Genomic DNA, 19,972 nt, shown 5'->3' on the forward strand with positions numbered 1-19,972 from the left:
TTTTAAATTATAACAATTTATAGTAATACAACTCTTTAAAAGTAACATAACTTAACTTTAGGTAAAATCACAAAAAATTTAAAATAGGAAAATTTGGTATGGCAATTTATACATGTGGACACACAACTCCAGATTCAGATTCTATCTGTTCAGCTATTTCTTTAGCATACTTACTAAATAAAATAGGAAGAGAAGCAATTCCTGCAAGACAAGGACCTGTTAGTCCTGAAACTCAATTTATTTTAGATAAATTTGGATTTGATGCTCCAGAATTAAAAACACAATTTGCTGGATGCGAATTATATATTACAGATTATTCTGATAGGGGACAAGCTCCAAAAGATTTAGACCAAGCAACAGTAGTTGGTATTGTTGACCATCATAAACTAGGAGATATTACTACTTCTACTCCTTTAGAGTGTTGGATTAGACCAGTTGGTTGTACAAATACAATTGTTAAAGAAATGTATGAATATTATGGTGTAGAAATTCCTGCAAATATTGCTGGAATTATGATGTGTGCTATTTTATCTGATACAGTAATTTTTAAATCTCCAACATGTACAGAAATTGATATTAAAGCAGTAAGACAATTGGCAGAAATTGCTGGTATTGAAGATTTTGGTGCAGTTGGCATGGAGATGTTTAAAGTTAAATCAGCAGTTGAGGGTGTACCTGTAAGAGAGTTAGTTTTAAGAGACTATAAACCTTTTGATATGCATGGACATAAAGTTGGAATTGGACAACTTGAAGTTATTGATTTAGCAATTTTTGATAAAATAAAAGATGAATTACAAGCTGATATTAATAAATTAAGAGAAGAAGAAAATTTGCATACAGCTTGTTTAATTTTAACTGATATTATGAAAGAAGGATCTGAAGTATTAGTATCTTCTGTTGATTCTTCAATCTTTGAAAAAGCGTTTAATGTAAAACTTGAAAATGGAAAAGTATGGCTTGATGGTTGTCTATCAAGAAAAAAACAAATTATTCCTTTCTTAGAACCTGCATTTGCTTAATATAAAAAGATAGCTTTTAAGCTATCTTTTTTACTTCACTTTAAGGCTTACTTATGGAACTTTTTTCTGATATTTCCCTTTCTTGGGTAATTGGCTTTATAATAGCTGGCTTTATTGCTGGTTATATTGACTCTATTGCTGGTGGTGGAGGAATGATACAAGTACCAGTTCTTTTATTTAGTGGTATTTCTCCTATTCACGTTTTAGCTTCAAATAAAATAGCAAGTGTTTTTGGTGTTTTAATGGCTACAATTAAATATGCTTTAAGTAAAAAAATCTCTTGGAAGGTGGTTAGTATCGCTATTATTCCTTGTTTAGTAGCTTCTTATATAGGAAGTAGTTTGGTAATGTATTTATCAGATGAAGTTATAAAATGGGCTATTTTAGTAGCTATTCCTATTGCTATGATATTTTTATTTAAAAAAAGTAAAAAAATACAAGAAGAAAAAATAGAATTAAATAAAAAAAATATTATTCTTTCAACTGCACCTATTGGTTTTTATGATGGGTTATTAGGTCCTGGTACTGGTACATATATGACTATTTCTATGAAAAAGTTTTTAAGACTTGATTATTTAGTTTCAACAGCTTCTACAAAACCTTTAAATTTTGCTACAAATTTGGGTTCAGCAATTGCTTTTATAATGGCAGGAAAAGTTCTTTGGCTTGTTGCTATTCCTATGGGATTAGCAAATGTAGCAGGTTCTTATGTGGGAAGTCATTATGCAATTAAAGGTGGAGAAGAGTTTATAAAAAAAGTACTTATTTTTGTACTTATTTTTATGTTAATTGCAAATATTGTAAAAATTGCACTTTCTTAGGATTTTAAATGATTAGGCTTGCAAAAGAAGAAGAGTTTAAAAAGCTAATTGAAATTTGGGAAGATTCAGTAAAAGCTACACATACTTTTTTATCTTTAGAAGATATAGATTTTTTTAGACCTAAAATATTAAATGAGTATTTATATGCAGTAGAAGTTTATGTATATGAAGAAAATCAAGAGATTTTAGGTTTTATTGGTGTTTTAGAAAATAAAGTAGAAATGCTTTTTATTACTCCTTTAAAGTTTAAAAAAGGTATAGGAAAAAAACTTTTATCTTTTGCAATTAATACTTTAAATATAGATGCACTTGATGTAAATGAACAAAATGAAAATGCTGTAAACTTTTATAAATATATGAATTTTAAGGTAATTGGTCGCAGTGAAATTGATGGTTTAGGAAAGCCTTTTCCTTTATTACATTTAAAGTTACAATGAAAACAAAGATTTTTAAAAATAGTAAATTAGAATTTTTAGAATTAAGATATGTTGAGAATATTACTCAATGTCAAAAAATGCATCTTCATGAAGAAGTAACTATAACAGCACTTAAAGAAGGTTCATTAAATATATCTTTTAATGAAGCTTCTTTTATTTTAAATCCCTTTTTTTTAGTTTTTATAAACTCCTTTATTGCTCATTGTGCTACTTTAAATAGTAAAGTTGCTAAGGGTGGATATGTTTTATATATTAAAAAACAGTATTTAAACTTATTAAATATAACTTTTGAAAAAGAGTATTATTTTAAACAGGATTTGCAAAATAAATTTATAACTTTATGTGAACTTTTACTTAATAAAAAAGTTTCAATTTTAGAAAAAGAAGAGCATTTTTTAGAGTTTTGTTTTGAGTTTTTTTCATTTAAAGATAAGTTTGAAAAAAAAGAACAAACTTTAAGTTTAAAAATAAAAAGCTATTTGGATGTAAACTTTTTAGAAGAGTTAAGTTTAGAAGAAATAGCTAAAAGCTTTGATTTAAGTGTAGTTCATCTAATAAGAGTTTTTAAAAAAGAGTTTAAAATTCCTATACATTCCTATATTTTAAATAAAAAAGTACATCTAGCAAAAGAGTTATTAAGTTCAAAACTTCCTATTTCTCAAATAGCACAAGAGTGTGGTTTTTTTGATCAAAGCCATTTTAATAGGTCTTTTAAAAGAGTATTTCAACTTACACCAAAAGAGTTTCAAAAAAATATATTTTCTTAAAATGTTAATTTTGTACAAGATTTAAATTTTTTCTTTATGTACAATAGTAAAAATCAAAAAGGAGAAAAGATGTTTATAAATAAAACTTCTATTACTATTTCTTTCCTACTCTTTTAATTTTCTTTCAAAATAACTTTCTTAATACTAATCTTGGAGATAAAAATGAATTATAAAAAATATAAACAATATCCTATTGTTAAAAATTTTGATAGAAAATGGCCAAATAATGAGCTTAATAAAGCGCCTATTTATTGCAGTGTAGATTTAAGAGATGGAAATCAAGCTTTAGTAAATCCTTTAAGTATAGAACAAAAGCTAAGGTATTTTAAAACTTTAGTTCGTATGGGATTTAAGCATATTGAAGTTAGTTATCCAAGTGCTTCTCAAACAGATTTTGATTTTACAAGAAAATTAATTGAAGAGAATCATATACCAAATGATGTGTATATTCAAGTTTTAATTCCTGCAAAAAAAGAGTGGATAAAAAGAAGTGTTGAAGCAATGAAAGGTTCAAAAAAAGCTATCTTTCATCTATATAATCCCACAAATGAGTTTCAAAGAAGAGTGGTTTTTAATAAAACAGATAAACAAATAGTTCAAATGGCAGTTGAAAATATGCAATATTTAATTGAACAAACAAAAGAGTTTGATGGTGAAGTTATTTATGAATATTCACCTGAAAGTTTTTCCCAAACTAATTTAGAATTTGCTTTAGAGATTTGTAATGAAGTAATAAAAGTTGTAAAGCCTACACCAAATAAAAAAATGATTATAAATCTTCCAAATACTTTAGAAGCTTGTAGTGCAAATATTTATGCTGATAGAATAGAGTGGATGTGTAATAATTTATTATATAAAGACTCAATAATTGTAAGTGTACATCCTCATAATGATAGGGGAACTTCTGTATCTTCTGCTGAATTAGCAGTATTAGCAGGTGCTTCAAGAGTTGAAGGAACTTTATTTGGAAATGGTGAAAGAGCTGGAAATTTGGATTTGGTAAATTTTGCTTTTAATATTTATTCAAATGGGATTGATGCGAAACTTGATTTATCAATTATTGATGAAGTAAAAAAAATGTATGAAGAGCTAACTTCTTTAAGTGTTCCTTTAAGACATCCATATGTTGGAGAGATGATATTTACAGCTTTTAGTGGAGGGCATCAAGATGCTATTAAAAAAGGTATGGATTATCAAAGGCAAAAAGCTTTAGAAACTTGGAGTGTTCCATACTTGCCAATTGACCCTAAAGATATAAAAAGAGATTATGAAAAAGTTATAAGAGTAAATTCCCAGTCAGGAAAAGGTGGAGTAAGCTTTATAATAAGTGAGTTTTTTAATGAAAATTTATCTAAGCAAGATAGTATTGCTTTTGGACAAATAATAAAAGAAGAATCAGATAAATTACAAAGTGAGTTAAGTAAAACTCAAATTATAAATTTATATAAAGAGTTTAAAAAAGCTAAAAATATTTAATTTATCTTGCAAATTGAAATATTCTTAATTAACTAAAAAATTTATACTATAATAGACTAAAAAGGAGTGTTATTATGTATGGTGTAATTTTTGAAGTGGAAATAAAAGCTAATAAAAAAGAACAATATTTGCAAATTGCCTCAAAATTAAAAGAGCAATTAGTAAAAGAAAAGGGTTTTATTTCAATAGAGAGATTTCAATCTTTAGTTCAAGAAAATAAACTTCTTTCTTTATCTTTTTGGGAAGATGAAAAAGCTATTTTAAATTGGAAAAAGAATTTAGATCATATGAAAGCTCAAAAAGAAGGAAGAGATAGTATTTTTATAGATTATAGAATACGGATTGTGGAAGTAAAAAGAGATTATACTTTACAAAGTAGTGAGTTTAAAAGTAAGTTTTAAAACTTACTTTTATTTATATTCTATTTTCCCTTGAGAAGCAAGTAGTGCTGCACAAAGTTGATATAAAACCCTAGCACCAACATTTGCATCCCAACCATCTTGACTATCTCCAACTTCACATAAGTCAAAACCTATAATATTTTTCCCACTTTTTACTATCATAAATATTAGGTGTTCTAATTGTCCATATTTTAAGCCACCTGGTACAGGTGTACCTGTATTTGGACAATTTAATGGTTCTAAACCATCAATATCAATTGATAAATAAACATTATTTGGAAGTTTTTCTATATATGGTTTATAAACCTCTTCTAAAGATTTACCACTTGCTAATTGTTGTTGCATATGTGTATCATATAAACATGCACCTTTTTTACCATATTCAATTAATCTTTGAGCCTCTTCTTTACTATAATCTCTAATTGCTATTTGAACAAGATTAGAGATTTTTTTACATTCATTCATTGCATTATAAAAAATTGAAGCGTGAGAGTAAGTAAATCCTTCATATGCTTTTCTTAAGTCATGGTGAGCATCAACATGTAAAATTCCAAACTCTTCTTTTTGCGTATCATTTAAAGCTTTAATAAGTCCCAAGGGAGATGAATGATCTCCTCCTACAACTGCCACAAATTTACCTTTTTTAAGTAAATCAATTGATTTATTATAAACAGAACTATTTAGTTCAATAGAAGCTTCATTTACAAATTTTAAAGCTTTTTTATTTGATTTTCCCTTTTCTAATGCTTCAATAACTTTTATTGCTTTTTTTCTAGCTTTATTACTTAGTTTTAATAACTTTTTATCAGTTTCAAGCATAGCAATACCAGCTGTGTAAGGTTTAATGTAGTGAAAAGTTTCCACATCAAGTTGATGACTTGAAGTTCTTATTGCATCAGGAGCTTTTGCTGTTCCTTCTCCAAATGAAACTGTGGCTTCCCAAGGTACTGGAACTAAAACTAAACTAGCTTCATTTGGGTCTAATCTTCCTCCTATAAAACCATCATCTTCTTGTGGAGGTAAGCCTAATTCTAATACTTTTATTTCTTCTTCTAAAGTTCTGTAAGACATTATTTTCCCTATTTTAAATGTATATTTTGAATTATAGAATAAATAAGGCAATAAAAATGTTAATTTTTAAATAAATTTTGTTTTTAAATAAGGAATAAGGAAAAGGTTGTACTATTACAGATAAATTATAATAAAATAATTAAGGTGAAATATGGCTGAACTTTTAAAAAATATATATACTAAAAGTTATATAGAGAATTTAGCTTTAAAAATATCAAAAGTCTATTTACAATTCAATAAACAAGGGTTTATATCTTCTATTTTTTGCCCTTTGTGGGAAGAGTATGAATTAAAAATGCGTATGAGACATATTGCACTTACCTTAAATACTTTTTTACCTTTTTCATATAAAGAACAACTAGAGATTTTAAAAGAAGTCTCAAAAGATTTTTATTCATATGAAGCTATGTTTTTCCAAGATTTTGTAGAGCTTTTTGGTTTAGAGGATTTTGAAACTTCTTTTGCAGCCTTAGAAGTTTTTACAATTGATTCAACAAGTGAGTTTGCAATAAGAGCTTTTATCTTAAAAGATGAAAACAAAACAATAAACCAGATGAAACTTTGGGCAAACTCTTCAAATGAACATATAAGAAGATTAGCTAGTGAGGGATGCAGACCTAGACTTCCTTGGGGAATTTCACTTCCTAAATTTAAAAAAGATCCTCTAAAAATTTTGGAGATATTAGAAATTCTTAAAAATGATAAAAGTAAATATGTACAAAAAAGTGTAGCAAATAATTTAAATGATATTTCAAAAGATAATCCTCACCTTGTAATAGAGTTTGTTTCTAAAAATCTTGGAATTTCAAAAGATTTAGATTGGATTTGTAAACATGCAAGTAGAACTTTACTTAAACAAGCAGAAGAAAAAATTTTAAATTTATTTGGATATGATGATTCTTCTTATATAAATATAATAAATTTTAAGTATGATACGACTTTACAAATGGGAGAAGAGTTAAACTTCTCTTTTGATATACAAAGTGAAAAAAATATTGGTAATGCTAGAATAGAATATGCAATATATTATAAAAGAGCCAATAATAAGCATAATAAAAAACTATTTATGATAAGCCAAAATGAGATAAAACAAAAAACTAAGAGTTTTGCTAAAAAACAAAGCTTTAAAAAATTAACTACTAGAAAACATTATAAAGGCAAACATTTTATCTCTATTATTATAAATGGAAAAGAGAAAATAAAAAAGGAGTTTACTCTTTTATGACACCTGCAATTAATTTACTAAAAAAAAATAAAATAAAATTTGAAATACACAAGTATGAGCATGACCCTTTAAATAATGATTTTGGAAATGAAGCAGTTGAAAAACTAGGTTTAGATGCCAAACAAGTTTATAAAACGCTACTTGTGGAAGTAGCACCAAAAAAACTTGCAGTAGCAGTAGTTCCTGTATCAAATCAATTAAGTTTAAAAAAAATAGCATCAGCTTTAAATGAAAAAAAAGCAATAATGGCAAATAAAGAAGAAGCCTCAAAAGTTACAGGTTATTTATTAGGTGGAATTTCTCCCCTTGGACAGAAAAAATTATTGCCCACAGTTTTAGATGATACTGTTTTACAATTTTCTTCTATTTATGTAAGTGGTGGAAAAAGAGGATTGGATATAGAACTAAATCCACTTGATTTAAAAAAGATTTTAAATGCAAAAGTAGAAGATATAAAAGCATAAACTTAAAATTAAAGAGTAGTTTAGAAAACCCTTTTAGAACTTATTTAAAAAGTCCTATCCTTTAAGTTATATATAAAGTTTGTTAATAGATAATTTTTTAACTTACATTTTTAAGGGAGGGACTATGGCTACATCAGATATAGAAGCAATTTGCTCACAATTGCTTACAAAAGAGGATTTGAAAGTTTCTGATGAATTTTTTCAAGAAATTCTAAAAGAAGAAGTTATTACAAAAATCTTAAAAAATAATAATTCTAATTATATAAAGATTTTTTCTACAAAACAATTATATTTATCTTCAATTATCCCTATTTTACATGATATTGGTTTTGAAATTATTGATGAGGTAACTTATAATATTTCTAATAAATCAAAAGTTGTGTATGTAAATAGATTTAATCTTAGTATAAAAGATGAAGAGGTAGTAAATAAAGCTCAAGAAAATCTACAAAGAGTTATTAGTCAAACTCTTTTAGATAATTCAATAAAACATTCAAGATTATTTTCTTTAGTTTTATTTGAAAATCTTACAATTAGAAAAATACAATTATTAAAGGCTTTTATAGAGTATTTAGACCAAGCTATACTTACTATTAATACTGAAGCTATTTTAAATACAATTACTTCACATCATAAAATTTCAAATGAATTTATTGAGTATTTTATTACTAAATTTGACCCAAATTTTAAAGGTAAAAGAAAAGAGGTTTTAGAAAAATTAGAAGGTTTAATCGAGGAGCAGATTAAAACTATTCCTCAAATTATGGATGATAGAATTTTAAAACTAATGCTGTCATTTTTAAAGTCTTTATTAAGAACAAATTATTTTTTAGAAAAAGAGACTATTTCTTTTAAAATAGATACTAAAACTTTTAGTGAAAATTTAAAAGGATTACAACCAAATATAGAAAACTTTATTTATCATAGTGATTTTTATGGAGTTCATTTAAGAATGAGTAAAATCTCAAGAGGTGGACTTAGATGGAGTGATAGACATGAAGATTATAGACAAGAAGTAAAATCTCTTATGATAACACAAGAGGGAAAAAACTCTATAATTATTCCTGATGGATCTAAAGGTGGTTTTGTAATAAATAAAGACACCTCTTTAATTTCAAAAGAGTATTTTGAAAAAATATATTCACTTTATATAAATGCTAATTTAGATTTAGTAGACAATATGGTAAATGGCAAAGTAATTAAAGATGAAAATATAATAGCTTATGATGGAGATGACCCATATTTTGTAGTTGCAGCAGACAAAGGAACTGCTTCTATGAGTGATGTTGCTAATAATATAGCAATAAGTAGAGGTTATTGGCTTGGTGATGCTTTTGCAAGTGGTGGTTCAAATGGATATGGGCATAAAGATTTAGGAATTACTGCTCGTGGTTCATTAATGTCTACAAAAAGATTTTTTATTGAAGAGGGCATTGATATTTACAAAGACTCAATCACAGTTATGGGAATAGGTTCTATGAGTGGAGATGTTTTTGGAAATGGAATGATTGAATCAGATAAGTTTAAACTTCTTGCTGCAATTGGACATAAAGAGATATTTATAGACCCAAATCCAGACCCAAAAGAGAGTTATGAAGAAAGAAAAAGACTTTTTGAATCTAAAAATGGCTCTTGGAGTAATTATGATAAGAGCAAAATTTCAAAAGGAGGAGGAGTATTTTTAAGAAGTGATAAGGAAATAGTTTTATCACCAGAGATAAAAAAACTTCTTGGTATTACTAAAAAAAGCCTTAGTGGTGAAGAGTTATGCGTAAAACTTATTACTATGAATGTGGATTTACTTTTTAATGGTGGAGTTGGAACTTATGTAAAAGCTAGTGATGAAAATAGTCTTGATATAGGTGATAAACAAAATGAAGCTGTTAGAGTTGATGCAAATGAGATTAAAGCTAGAATTGTATGTGAAGGTGGAAATTTAGGTTTTACTCAAAGAGCAAGAATTGAGTATGCTATAAATGGTGGTAAGATTAATCTTGATGGAATTGATAATGCAGGAGGAGTAAATACTTCTGACCATGAAGTTAATTTAAAAATCTTATTAAATATTATAAAAGAGCAAGGTTTAGTAGGTGAAGAAGAAGCTAATAATATACTTCATAGTTTAACTGAACAAGTTGTTTCTCTAGTTTTACAAAATAATTATGACCAAGCTTTATCTATTTCTATTGATGAAAGATTTTCAAGAAAATATCAAAATGATTTTATAAAATCAATTGAAGTTTTAGAAAATAATCTAGTGGCTTTTAATAGAAATGATTTTTATATTCCAAAAAATGAAAATATCCATGAAATAGTTGATATTAATGGCTCAATTGTAAGACCTGTTTTAAGTTCTTTACTTTCTTATTCTAAAATTTTTGTTAAAAAAGTTTTATTAGAGTCTGATTTAGTAGATGAACAATTTGCTACACAATATTTATATAGATATTTCCCTAAATCTTTTGTGGGTGCATATGAAAGAGAAATTTTATCTCATCCTTTAAAAAGAGAGATAATTGCTACAAAAATAGCAGATATTATAATTAACTCTCAAGGGGTTACTTTTGTTAGTGATTATGAAAAGTTAGGTAAAGAAAAGTTTTTACAAAAAATTAAATCATATTTAATAGTAAAACAACTATTTGGATCAAATGAAATAAGAGAAAAAATCTCAAAACAAGATTATATTCTTGATGCAGAAAAACAATATAAACTAATTAATAAATTAGAATATATTTTATATGCTAGTACAAAATGGATGGTAAAATATCTAAATAAAAATCAAATAGATTCTTCTCATATAATTGACCATAAAAATGAGTTATTTGCCCAATTAAGACAAATACATAATCAGCAAGTAGAAGTAATAATTGAAAATGATGTAGAGTTTAATCTATTTTATAGCGTAATTGATTATTTAAGATTTGCAGTTGCTGCAATAGTAATTAAAGAAAATACTCAACATCCTTTTAAAGATGTAATTGTATTATTTTATCAATTAATACATGAATTTAATATTTTAGAGATTATTGTATCTTTAAATAGAATTAAAATTTTATCAAAAAGTGATTTGATTTTACGAAATCAAGTTTTACAATTTATTGATCATATAGTAGTTCATTATACGAAAAAAATATTAGATTTTCAAAGGATAAATGAAGAACCTGAAGTTGCATTCTCAAACTTTATTGCAAATGAAAAAGATACTTTTTATAAAATTAGAGACCACTTAGATGTATTTATGTCTAGGGAAATAAAAGATATAAAAGAAATAGCAATAACAGTAAATCAACTTATGGTTTCAACAATATAATAGATACTTTTTAGTATCTATTATAAAGAAATGTTTAAATAATATTATAAGTTAAACTTATGACTACTGTTTTAAGATTTTATTGGTTATATTAAAAAAAAGGAGTTCTTATGAAAAAAGTTGAAGAAGATGAACTAAGTATGCATAAAATTGAAGATTATAATAACAATGAATCAAAAAGTAAAAGAAATACTGTAAAATTAGTTATTTTAATTGGTTTATTAATTGGAGTAATTTATACAGTTTTTAAATATAATTATAGTGAAGTAAATGATTATATTGGAACAAAAGAGAATCCAGGAATAGATACTACAAAAAGATAATTTATGTATTTTAATGATTTTTTTGAATACCATCTACAAACAAAACATTCTTATTTCTCAGTAAGAAATTTCCCCAATAGATTAGATTGGAATAATCAACCAAAAGTTTTTAAATCATATAAAAATTTTGAAAAAATATCTTTAAATTTGGATATTTTAAATCATAGTTTTTTATACTATATTGCTGGAATAAGTGCAAAAAAAGTCTATCCAGGAGTTGAATATTATCTTAGAGTAAATCCAAGTGCAGGAGCCCTTTATCCAAATGAAATATATTTTCAAAGTAGAAATAATGATGATATACCAAATGGAATTTACCATTTTGATATAAGTAGTTCTTCTCTTACACTTTTAAAAACTATAAATAATGATGGACTTGAAAAATATCTAGGATTTAATACTAATATAAATGGTTTTATTTTTTTTATTTCATCTTTATATTATCGCTCTTCTTGGAAGTATAAAAATAGAGCTTTTAGATATTGTTTATTGGATAGTGGACATTTGCTTGGGAGTTTAGAAGCTAGTTGTTATATTTTTGATAAGAAATATAAGATTAAATATGATTTTAATAAACAGCTATTTAATAAGCTATTTAATTTTTCCAATGAAGAGTTTTTTCAAACTTGTATAATTGTAGGAGAGCAAACAAATACTAAAAGTAAAGAAGTAGAATTTTCTTTGCCAACTGTAGATGGAACTTACTATTTTGAAAAAAATAAATTTATTGAAAAAGCCTATAAAGACTCATGTCTTATAAAAGAAAAAAAGCAACAAGAGTTAAATTCACAATTTATTTATAATAAAGAGATTTTTAAGCAGATTGTTTATAATAGGCGTTCTATTCGAGAATTTTCCAAAAGAGCTATAAAAAAAGAGGAATTTTTTAAAATTTTAGAAATTTTAAAACAGCCTATTTGTAGTGATTGTGATGAAAATGTAGAGATTTATTGTGTTATAAATAAAATAGTAGGTATGCCTTTAGGTTTATATAAAGATAATAAATATCTAAAAGAGGGTGATTTTAAAACTCAAGCTGGATATTTATGTTTAGAACAAAGTCTAGGAAAAGATAGTGCAGTTACATTTTTCTTAACTTCTAAAGGGAAAAATTATCAAGAATTATATCAAAAAGCAGGAATACTTGGACATAGATTATATCTTGTATCAAACTATTTGGGGTATGGTTGTAGCGGTATTGGGGCTTATTATGATGATGAAGTGTGTGAGTTTTTAGAAGAAAATAGTATGGTTTTATATGCACTTGCAATAGGAAACTAAGTTAAAACTTAGTTTTCCATACTATTCATCATCCAAATAGAAAAAATATCTATATAGTTCCAAAAAGATTTTTTCACTTCTTCTGGAATTTGTAATGGTGCTAAAACCATAGCATAACTTTCTAACCAGATTCTTCTTGCTTCTTGATTGATTTTAAAAGGTGAGTGTCTTGCTGCCATCATAGGTGCACCTCTTTTTTCATTAAAATATTTTGGTCCTCCACAAATTTGTATAAAAAAATCAGCAGAATGTTCTTTTGCTAAAGCAAAACCTTCATCTGTTGGAGGAAATAGCCCTTTAATATTACTTTGTCTTAATAAATCATAGTGATCTGATACAAGCTTTCTAATTCCTTCTTCTTTTAAAAGTTCTAAAAATTGTGGTGTTGGAAGTGAAACAGGTGGTCTTGTACCTACTTGTGCAGGTGTTATTGTGAATTGCATTTTATTACCTTTTATTTTTGTAAAAATATACAGTTTCTTTTTTTTATAAAAAAGAAAAAAATCTTTTAGCTTTAAAAATTAATATTTCTTTTTGTTTTTGAATATAGTTTTATAAATAATAAATCAAGTTATATTTATTAAGTAAAAAAATAATATAATATGTTATTTTACTGTTAAAATAGTATATAAAGGATATTTAATGATTGAAAAGAATATATCTTTTAAAGATATTGATGCAAAATTAACAAAAAAGTGGTTACATATATGTGTAGAAAGATTTTCTGTAAAATTACCTTATTCAATAATTAACTATTCAATTCATAATTATAATAATATAAAGTTTGAGTTAATTCCAAATCAAAATATCAATAGTTTTAATGCTTTAATAGATAAAAGAAAAAGAGAAATAAAACGATTAGAAGTACCCAAAGGACTTAGCTCCACTATTAGAAGGGAAGAAAAAAAGTTAGGAAGCTATTTAATTACTTTTAGATCTTTTGGTAATAAGTTCCCAAACTATATAGCTATTGAAGGATACTATTTAGCAAATAATTATATTGTTTTTTATAAAACATATACTAAAGATGGATATTTATTAGAAAATCCAGAGGTATTAAATGATAATTTTGAAAAAGAATATACTTCAATTAAAAATATAAAAGATAATCTTTTTTGTATTTTTGATAAAAGGAAAATTGATAGAGGTTTTTGTTTAGAAAATAAAGCTATTATAAAAATAAAAGAAAAACAAATACAAAATTCATATGTAAGTGTACATTTTAGAAATAAATATTTTAGAGGATATATTCGAGTTAAAGCAGGCTCAAATGTAAAAAAAGATTTTAATTTTGAAAAATTAGAATTAGAAAATGAATTAATAGAAATCTCAAAATGTATTATAAATGGATATGAAGGAGTTTTATCAAAAATTGTAAATAAAGTATATAAAAATAATACTACTTTTTATAATGCTGAATATCTTTGGGGGTATGAAAAGGCAAATGGTGATATAGATTACCCAATAATAATTATAAATTTAAAAGAATCTTTTAAAAGCCCTTATATTCAGCAAAAGGATAAAGGTGAACTTGATAAAATCTTTAATAATATTTTAGCTTCTTTTCACAAGCGATAAATAAAACACAAAAAATTGTGTTTTATCTTAAATAATTACTTTTTTTGTCAATTGTATCTAACTCTTGACCTATATCTTTATATTTTTCAAAATAAAATTTTACAAAAGAGTTTATAGTAGGATTTGTTGGCATAAAATATTTTTCTTCTTTTATAGCAAATTGATTTAAAAATTGTGTTGCATCTTTCTTTTCTAAATAGTGTTTTGCTAAATTTGTATATGTTGTAATATACCATTTTTTAAGTTCATCAATCTTTTGTTTACTTAAATCAATACTTAAAACTTCTTTTTCAAACTCTAATACTTTTGTATCAAAAAGTGCATTTAGATGAATAAGTCCTTCACAATAATATGGCTGTACTTCATCAACTTCCATCCAACCAATAAGCCCTACTGCTCTTTTTACTAAATCAATTAAAACTTGTTCTTCCAACTGTTTTTCATCATTTGATTCATCACAAAAAAATGAGATAAGTCCTCCTGTTGTTGCTTTAAACTCTTCAATATTTTTAAAATTTCCAGTTTTATTCATCACTGCTTCAGTTTCATTATCACACCATAAAATATGTCCAAATTCATGACCAATTGTACTTATATCATAAACTTGATGCCATTTTTCAGTCTCATTAAATAAAAATTCTCTATCTTTTGTAAGTAACTCTTGTCCAAAAATTTCACGACTAAGTCTTAAGAAAGGTTTTGCTCGGCTACTTTGAAGAATTTCATCACTAAAAGCAAAGATTTTTTTACCTTCTTCTTTTGATACTATTTCATCATTTGGTACAACTTGTGCAGAAAATAGTCCATTAAATCCTGCTGCAAAAAATAGGGCAGGTCTTCCAATATATAATTGTACTTTATCTAAAGATTTTAATGAAAATTTATAAATATCTTCATATTTTTTATTTGTTTCAAAACTATTATAAATTTTCTCAAATGCAGCTTTTATTTTATTTACTCTATTTTCATTTTTTGCAAAACTTGGATTTGTAAGTCTTATATCCCACTCTAATGCAACAGCTTTTCTAAAATGATCTTCATAATACTCTAATGGATGTCCTATTTGAATTGGAGTTGTAATTTTCATCCAAGCTCTATCCACATCAGCCCATCTATCTACAAGTAAATTTACGTCATCTTCACTAAATGCTTTAATTAAAGCTTGTATATATAAAATATAATCCCATTTTTGATTATATATTTCATCTTCCAATTCTATTAAATTGTCAGCAAAGTTTTCAAGGGCATCAACTACACTTGTCACTTCTTTTTTAAAGGCTTTTATATATGCTTGTGATTCATATTTATCTTTATTTTTTACAAGAGCAGAATAACATCTATCTGCTATTTCTCCCCCATGTCCTAAATCAAATAGTTTTTCCTTTTCTAAATATTCAAATACTTTTTTTTCATCACCATTAAATTTTGCAAGTAAGTCTTTATTTGTTTTATTTATAATTAGTGCTGTCCATGAACTTTGCCAAGTACTCATAACTTTACCTACGCTAAATACTCCATTAAAAATTGTTCTATAAAATGGTGTAAGAAGTCTATTTTCATTTATAAAGTTAATTAGTTTTAAGTGTTTTTCTTCCCAAAATTCTTTTACAAAAATATAAGCCTTTTCTTGTAAAGTAATAATTTCTTCTTCTTTTTTAGCAAGTTTTTTTAGAACTTGTACAAGGGAATCATCTCTTAAATTTACTACTCTTGTAACAAGTGCAAATCTTAAATTATCATCAAGTGTTAATCCTAAAGTTTTTGCAAAATCATCAATAATAGTTAGTTTTTCAAACTCTTTATTTTCAAGATTTTTAATAATTTCATTTATACTATTTTTTTCATTTTCTAAAAATTGATATATTTTTTCTACATCTTTTAAAAATTGATTTTCAGTCATTTCAATCCTTTTTTATAGATTTTGTAAGTCTATCTTTTTTAATCTTTTTTTTAAATAAGTAGTATTTAGTAATTTTAAAGAATTTATAAACTTTAGACTTTTGTCTAAAGTTCATTATTTTTAAATAGAGTTGTTTGATTTTTTAAAGTATATGATACTATTAAAATAGCTAAGAATATTAAAGGAATAATAATCTCTTCTATACTATTTTTTGAACTATAGTGAGAATACGAGGCAAATAGAAAGTCAAGAGCAAATCCTACATATGCAAATTCTCTAATTCTATCAAGTTTTTTAGGTAATAAAAGCATAGCCCCACCAATAATTTTTAAAACACCAAGTGCAGTAAAAAAATATAAAGGGTATCCTAAATCATTTGCAACTTTTATAACTGAATCCGTAAGCAAAATATCTACTGCTCCACCTACAAAACCAACTAATACAACTATAATAAGTGTCGAAATAATGTAAACTTTTCTCTTCATATAAATATCCTTTGCGTAAGTATAGAGAAAGTTTCTTTATTTTTTATTTAGTAATTTAATTGCTTCATTTGCTTTAAGCGGTTTACTAAAATAATATCCTTGATAAATATAGCTATTTTTGGTTTTTAGATACTCTAATTCTTCTTCATTCTCAACACCTTCAATTATTAAATTTAAGTTTAATTTTTGAGAAACTTCAATTATCATATTTATAATAGAATCATTTATCAGTTTATCTTTTTTTCTTAAAAAACTTCTATCAAGCTTTATTGTATCTACAGGAACTTTTGAAATATAATCAAAAGAGGTATATCCTATTCCTACTCCATCTATGCTACAAGAGATACCTAGTTTTTTTAATTCTTTAATTCTTTTTATTACAAAATTTAAATCTTTAAACATAGCATTTTCATTAATTTCAAATTCCAAATATTTTGTATCTACTTTATACTCTTTAATAGTATTTTGTAAAAACTCTAAAAAATCAAGTTGTTCAAATTCAAGGGAAGAGATATTTATAGAGATTTTAATATCTTTAAATTCTTCTTCTTTTTGCCAAATTTTTATTTGTTTTATTACTTCTTTTATTACTAATCTTCCAATTTGTATAATTAAATCAGATTTTTGAGCAACTTCTAAAAAGTAGTTTGGATAAACTATTCCTTTAGTTGGATGAATCCATCTAATTAAAGCTTCAAAACCAATAATTCTATTATTTTTATAATCAAATTTATTTTGATAGTGAATTTCAAACTGTTCTTCTTTTATGGCTGCTCTTAATTCATTTTCAATTTTTAAGAAAGTTTTTGTTTTTTTATCTAAATCTTCATGATAAAACATAACTTTATTTTTACCATTTTCTTTAGATAAATACATAGCCGAATCTGCATTTTTAACTATATCAATAGAACATTTATTTTTTTCTGGAAATAATGCTATACCAATAGAACAAGTAGTAGTTAGATTATGCTGATTTATTTTTATAGGATTATCTAAAGCATCTCTTATTTTATTTGCAAAAGTTTCAACTTTAATTATTGCTTGTGTTTTTTGGTAATTTAAATTTTGAACTAAAATTACAAATTCATCTCCTCCAAGTCTTATTATAATATCATCTTCCCTTGAGTTTGACTTTATAATATTTGCAATTTTTATTAAAAATAAATCTCCTATATCATGCCCTAAAGAGTCATTTATATATTTAAAATTATCTAAATCTATGAAAATCAAAGCTCCAAAGTTTTTTGTTCTATTAGCAGAGGCTATTGCTTGTGATAATCTATCATTTAAAACTGTTCTATTATAAAGTCCTGTTAAACTATCTGTTTGAACTTGTCTAATAAGTTTTTCTTGATTATCTTTTATTTCTGTAATATCAAAAAACTGTGCAATAAAATGAGTGATTTTCCCCATACTATTTTTAATAGCAGTAATTGTAGCTCTTTCTGGATATATCTCAGAATTTTTTCTTTTATTATATATTTCACCACTCCAAGAACCATAAGTTAGTAAATCTCTCCACATTTTTTCATAAAACTCATCACTATGTTTTCCTGATTTTAGAATTTTTGGGTTTTTACCTATAACTTCTTCTTTTTCATAACCTGTGATTTTTGTAAAAGAGCTATTTACTTTTATAATATTGGCATTTGCATCTGTTATTGCCATAGCTTCTTGTGAGTCAAAAGAGTATGAAGCAATTCTTAGTTCTTCTTCATATTCTAATCTTAGTTTTTCATTTTCTTCTTTTTCTAAACCATATGATAAATCATTTGTCATCTTATCAAAAATAGTTATTATCTCTTCATCAAAATACTCTTCATCACTTGAACAAAAAGCCATAATACCTACGGCTTCATCTTTTTTATATAAAGGATAAACAGCTATTGATTTAATAGAAGAGATTTTTTCTGTTGAAAAGTCGATTGAAGATTTATCTTTTAATATATTATTTACAACAATATTTTTTCTTTCAATTAAAGACTTTTTATATATTTTATGATTATCGTTTGTTTCTAATTTTGATAAAATCTCTTTTTTTTCTCCATTACTTTCAACTATTTGTAATTTATCTTTATTTAATAAACAAATAAAACTAAGAGATAGTTCTAACTCTTTTGTGGCAAAACTACAAGCTTTATTTAGAACCTCTTCCATTGTATAGTTATATATAATAAGTTCATTTGCATGATTTAAGATATTGTACATCTTTTTTTGTTTTTTTAGATTTTTAAAACTAATATTCTCTTTTTTAACAATATTTTTAATAGCAAAAATAGAAAATATAGAAGCAGCAATACTTAAAATCCATAAAATAAAGCTATAAATCAAACTATTAATAATTGATTCTTTTAAAAATTTTGATTCTTTTAATACTTTTTTTACAAAATATTCAATTATTTCTCCTAATGCATCAATTCTTTTAGTAGAGAGTTCCCACCATAGTTTTGCATCTGAGTTTTCTACTTGATAGCTATCAAAGTTATAGATTTTTTTTCTAAAATTTTGTACATTTTCTATTAGTTTACTATTATAGGTTTTATAAAAATAATCAAGATCTTCAATAGTAGTTATATTCTTAAAATTTTTAATATTATTTTTTTGTAAAGAGATAAACTCTATAATTTTATTATAGTCTTCTTTTTTTAAATTTTTTTTTGAAAAAGTATTTGATAACATAGCCCTTTCAAGTCCTGCAAACTCTTTTATATTTACTAAATATAATAAGGCTTGAAGTTTATTATCTATTTGTGAATTTTGTTTTTTTACTTGCAAAATGTTCATTGAGTTTATAATACTATTTGTAATTTGGTTATACTCTTTTAACTCTTCATTTAAAGTAAGTTTTACTTCATCTACTTCTTTTCTTAATCTTTCTAAATTAAAAATTTCTTCTTGAATTTTTTTTATATGTGTATTTTGCTTTGCAAAGCTATTTTTTAAGATAAAATTTTCAAAGATTATTTTAGATTCATTTGTAAGAATTCTTTGGTGTTTTAACTCATTTATAAACTTTTTACCTTTTGAACCAATAAAACCAGCAGACATTCCTCTTTCTTTTTGTATATTATTTAATAAGAATTCTGCATTTAAAAGATAATTGATATTTGAATCAATGCTATTTAAATTTTCCAAGGCTTTATATTTGTTATAGATATAAACACTACTGAAAAATATCATACCAAAAGTTGGAATAAGTGAAATAAGAATAAGTTTAAATAAAACTTTGTTTTTCATATTTTAGCTCTTTTATAAAATTATTATAAAATAATAATACTCTTATTCTTTTAAAGTTAATATTAAAGATTCTATTTCTTAGCACTTAAATATTAAAAGTGCTAAAAAAATATTAAACTTTAGCCAACTTTTATAAAGTTGTGATAAAATTCCTTTATTAAATTAAAAAAATAT

The 19,972-nt window shown here is 24.9% G+C and carries 17 protein-coding genes; 12 read left to right on the top strand and 5 right to left on the bottom strand.

Translation table 11 applies throughout. From position 1 onward, the window contains the following. Nucleotides 1-98 precede the first annotated feature (98 nt). From AMYT_RS05170 to AMYT_RS05195, 6 genes are all read left to right on the top strand, one after another. Complete coding sequence (locus AMYT_RS05170) at nt 99-1,019, top strand: manganese-dependent inorganic pyrophosphatase (protein ID WP_114841488.1); 921 nt, start codon at nt 99-101, stop codon at nt 1,017-1,019. Nucleotides 1,020-1,072: 53 nt separating this feature from the next. Beyond that, complete coding sequence (locus tag AMYT_RS05175; protein WP_114841489.1) at nt 1,073-1,840, top strand: sulfite exporter TauE/SafE family protein; 768 nt, start codon at nt 1,073-1,075, stop codon at nt 1,838-1,840. An 8-nt stretch (nt 1,841-1,848) separates the two neighbouring features. Then, nucleotides 1,849-2,277 carry a GNAT family N-acetyltransferase gene (locus AMYT_RS05180; protein ID WP_114841490.1) on the top strand — a complete coding sequence of 143 codons (429 nt, stop codon included), beginning with the start codon at nt 1,849-1,851 and terminating at the stop codon, nt 2,275-2,277. Further along, nucleotides 2,274-3,044, top strand: coding sequence for a helix-turn-helix domain-containing protein (locus tag AMYT_RS05185; RefSeq protein WP_114841491.1), 771 nt, complete (start codon nt 2,274-2,276; stop codon nt 3,042-3,044). Before AMYT_RS05180 ends, AMYT_RS05185 begins: the two co-directional genes overlap by 4 nt. Nucleotides 3,045-3,206: 162 nt before the next feature. Next, on the top strand, nt 3,207-4,520 hold the full coding sequence (locus AMYT_RS05190) for a 2-isopropylmalate synthase (protein ID WP_114841492.1): 1,314 nt from the start codon (nt 3,207-3,209) through the stop codon (nt 4,518-4,520). Nucleotides 4,521-4,594: 74 nt separating this feature from the next. Further along, entirely contained in the window at nt 4,595-4,921 is a 327-nt protein-coding gene (locus AMYT_RS05195) for an antibiotic biosynthesis monooxygenase family protein (RefSeq protein ID WP_114841493.1), read from the top strand. 9 nt (nt 4,922-4,930) lie between these two features. Here AMYT_RS05195 and AMYT_RS05200 read toward each other — a convergent pair whose 3' ends face one another. Then, complete coding sequence (locus AMYT_RS05200) at nt 4,931-5,992, bottom strand: agmatinase family protein (protein WP_114841494.1); 1,062 nt, start codon at nt 5,990-5,992, stop codon at nt 4,931-4,933. 151 nt (nt 5,993-6,143) lie between these two features. Here AMYT_RS05200 and AMYT_RS05205 point away from each other — a divergent pair, with 151 nt between their 5' ends. The 5 genes from AMYT_RS05205 to AMYT_RS05225 all read left to right on the top strand — a co-directional run bounded on the left by AMYT_RS05205 (nt 6,144) and on the right by AMYT_RS05225 (nt 12,598). Further along, nucleotides 6,144-7,217 (top strand): DNA alkylation repair protein, encoded by a 1,074-nt coding sequence (locus AMYT_RS05205; RefSeq protein ID WP_114841495.1) that lies wholly within the window; start codon nt 6,144-6,146, stop codon nt 7,215-7,217. Further along, nucleotides 7,214-7,681 (top strand): Cys-tRNA(Pro) deacylase, encoded by a 468-nt coding sequence (ybaK, locus tag AMYT_RS05210; RefSeq protein WP_114841496.1) that lies wholly within the window; start codon nt 7,214-7,216, stop codon nt 7,679-7,681. The genes AMYT_RS05205 and ybaK overlap by 4 nt, the downstream gene beginning before the upstream one ends. A gap of 124 nt (nt 7,682-7,805) precedes the next feature. Continuing rightward, entirely contained in the window at nt 7,806-10,994 is a 3,189-nt protein-coding gene (locus tag AMYT_RS05215; RefSeq protein ID WP_114841497.1) for an NAD-glutamate dehydrogenase domain-containing protein, read from the top strand. Nucleotides 10,995-11,104: 110 nt separating this feature from the next. Further along, nucleotides 11,105-11,317 (top strand): hypothetical protein, encoded by a 213-nt coding sequence (locus tag AMYT_RS05220; RefSeq protein WP_114841498.1) that lies wholly within the window; start codon nt 11,105-11,107, stop codon nt 11,315-11,317. A gap of 3 nt (nt 11,318-11,320) precedes the next feature. Then, nucleotides 11,321-12,598: a SagB family peptide dehydrogenase gene (locus AMYT_RS05225; RefSeq protein ID WP_114841499.1), complete on the top strand. Its 1,278-nt coding sequence runs from the start codon at nt 11,321-11,323 to the stop codon at nt 12,596-12,598. A gap of 8 nt (nt 12,599-12,606) precedes the next feature. On the opposite strand, the gene AMYT_RS05230 is transcribed toward AMYT_RS05225, so the two are convergent. Then, nucleotides 12,607-13,041 (bottom strand): globin domain-containing protein, encoded by a 435-nt coding sequence (locus AMYT_RS05230; RefSeq protein WP_114841500.1) that lies wholly within the window; start codon nt 13,039-13,041, stop codon nt 12,607-12,609. A 199-nt stretch (nt 13,042-13,240) separates the two neighbouring features. On the opposite strand from AMYT_RS05230, the gene AMYT_RS05235 reads away from it, so the two are divergent. Further along, nucleotides 13,241-14,176 (top strand): hypothetical protein, encoded by a 936-nt coding sequence (locus AMYT_RS05235; RefSeq protein WP_114841501.1) that lies wholly within the window; start codon nt 13,241-13,243, stop codon nt 14,174-14,176. Nucleotides 14,177-14,198: 22 nt separating this feature from the next. Here the strand turns inward: AMYT_RS05235 and ciaB are convergent, their stop codons facing one another. The 3 genes from ciaB to AMYT_RS05250 form a co-directional block, all read right to left on the bottom strand. After that, on the bottom strand, nt 14,199-16,076 hold the full coding sequence (gene ciaB / locus AMYT_RS05240; protein WP_114841502.1) for an invasion protein CiaB: 1,878 nt from the start codon (nt 16,074-16,076) through the stop codon (nt 14,199-14,201). A 104-nt stretch (nt 16,077-16,180) separates the two neighbouring features. Continuing rightward, complete coding sequence (locus tag AMYT_RS05245) at nt 16,181-16,561, bottom strand: DoxX family protein (RefSeq protein WP_114841503.1); 381 nt, start codon at nt 16,559-16,561, stop codon at nt 16,181-16,183. 36 nt (nt 16,562-16,597) lie between these two features. Further along, entirely contained in the window at nt 16,598-19,798 is a 3,201-nt protein-coding gene (locus AMYT_RS05250) for an EAL domain-containing protein (protein WP_114841504.1), read from the bottom strand. Nucleotides 19,799-19,972: the final 174 nt, after the last annotated feature.

It is taken from the genome of Malaciobacter mytili LMG 24559, assembly GCF_003346775.1.
GTDB lineage: Bacteria > Campylobacterota > Campylobacteria > Campylobacterales > Arcobacteraceae > Malaciobacter > Malaciobacter mytili.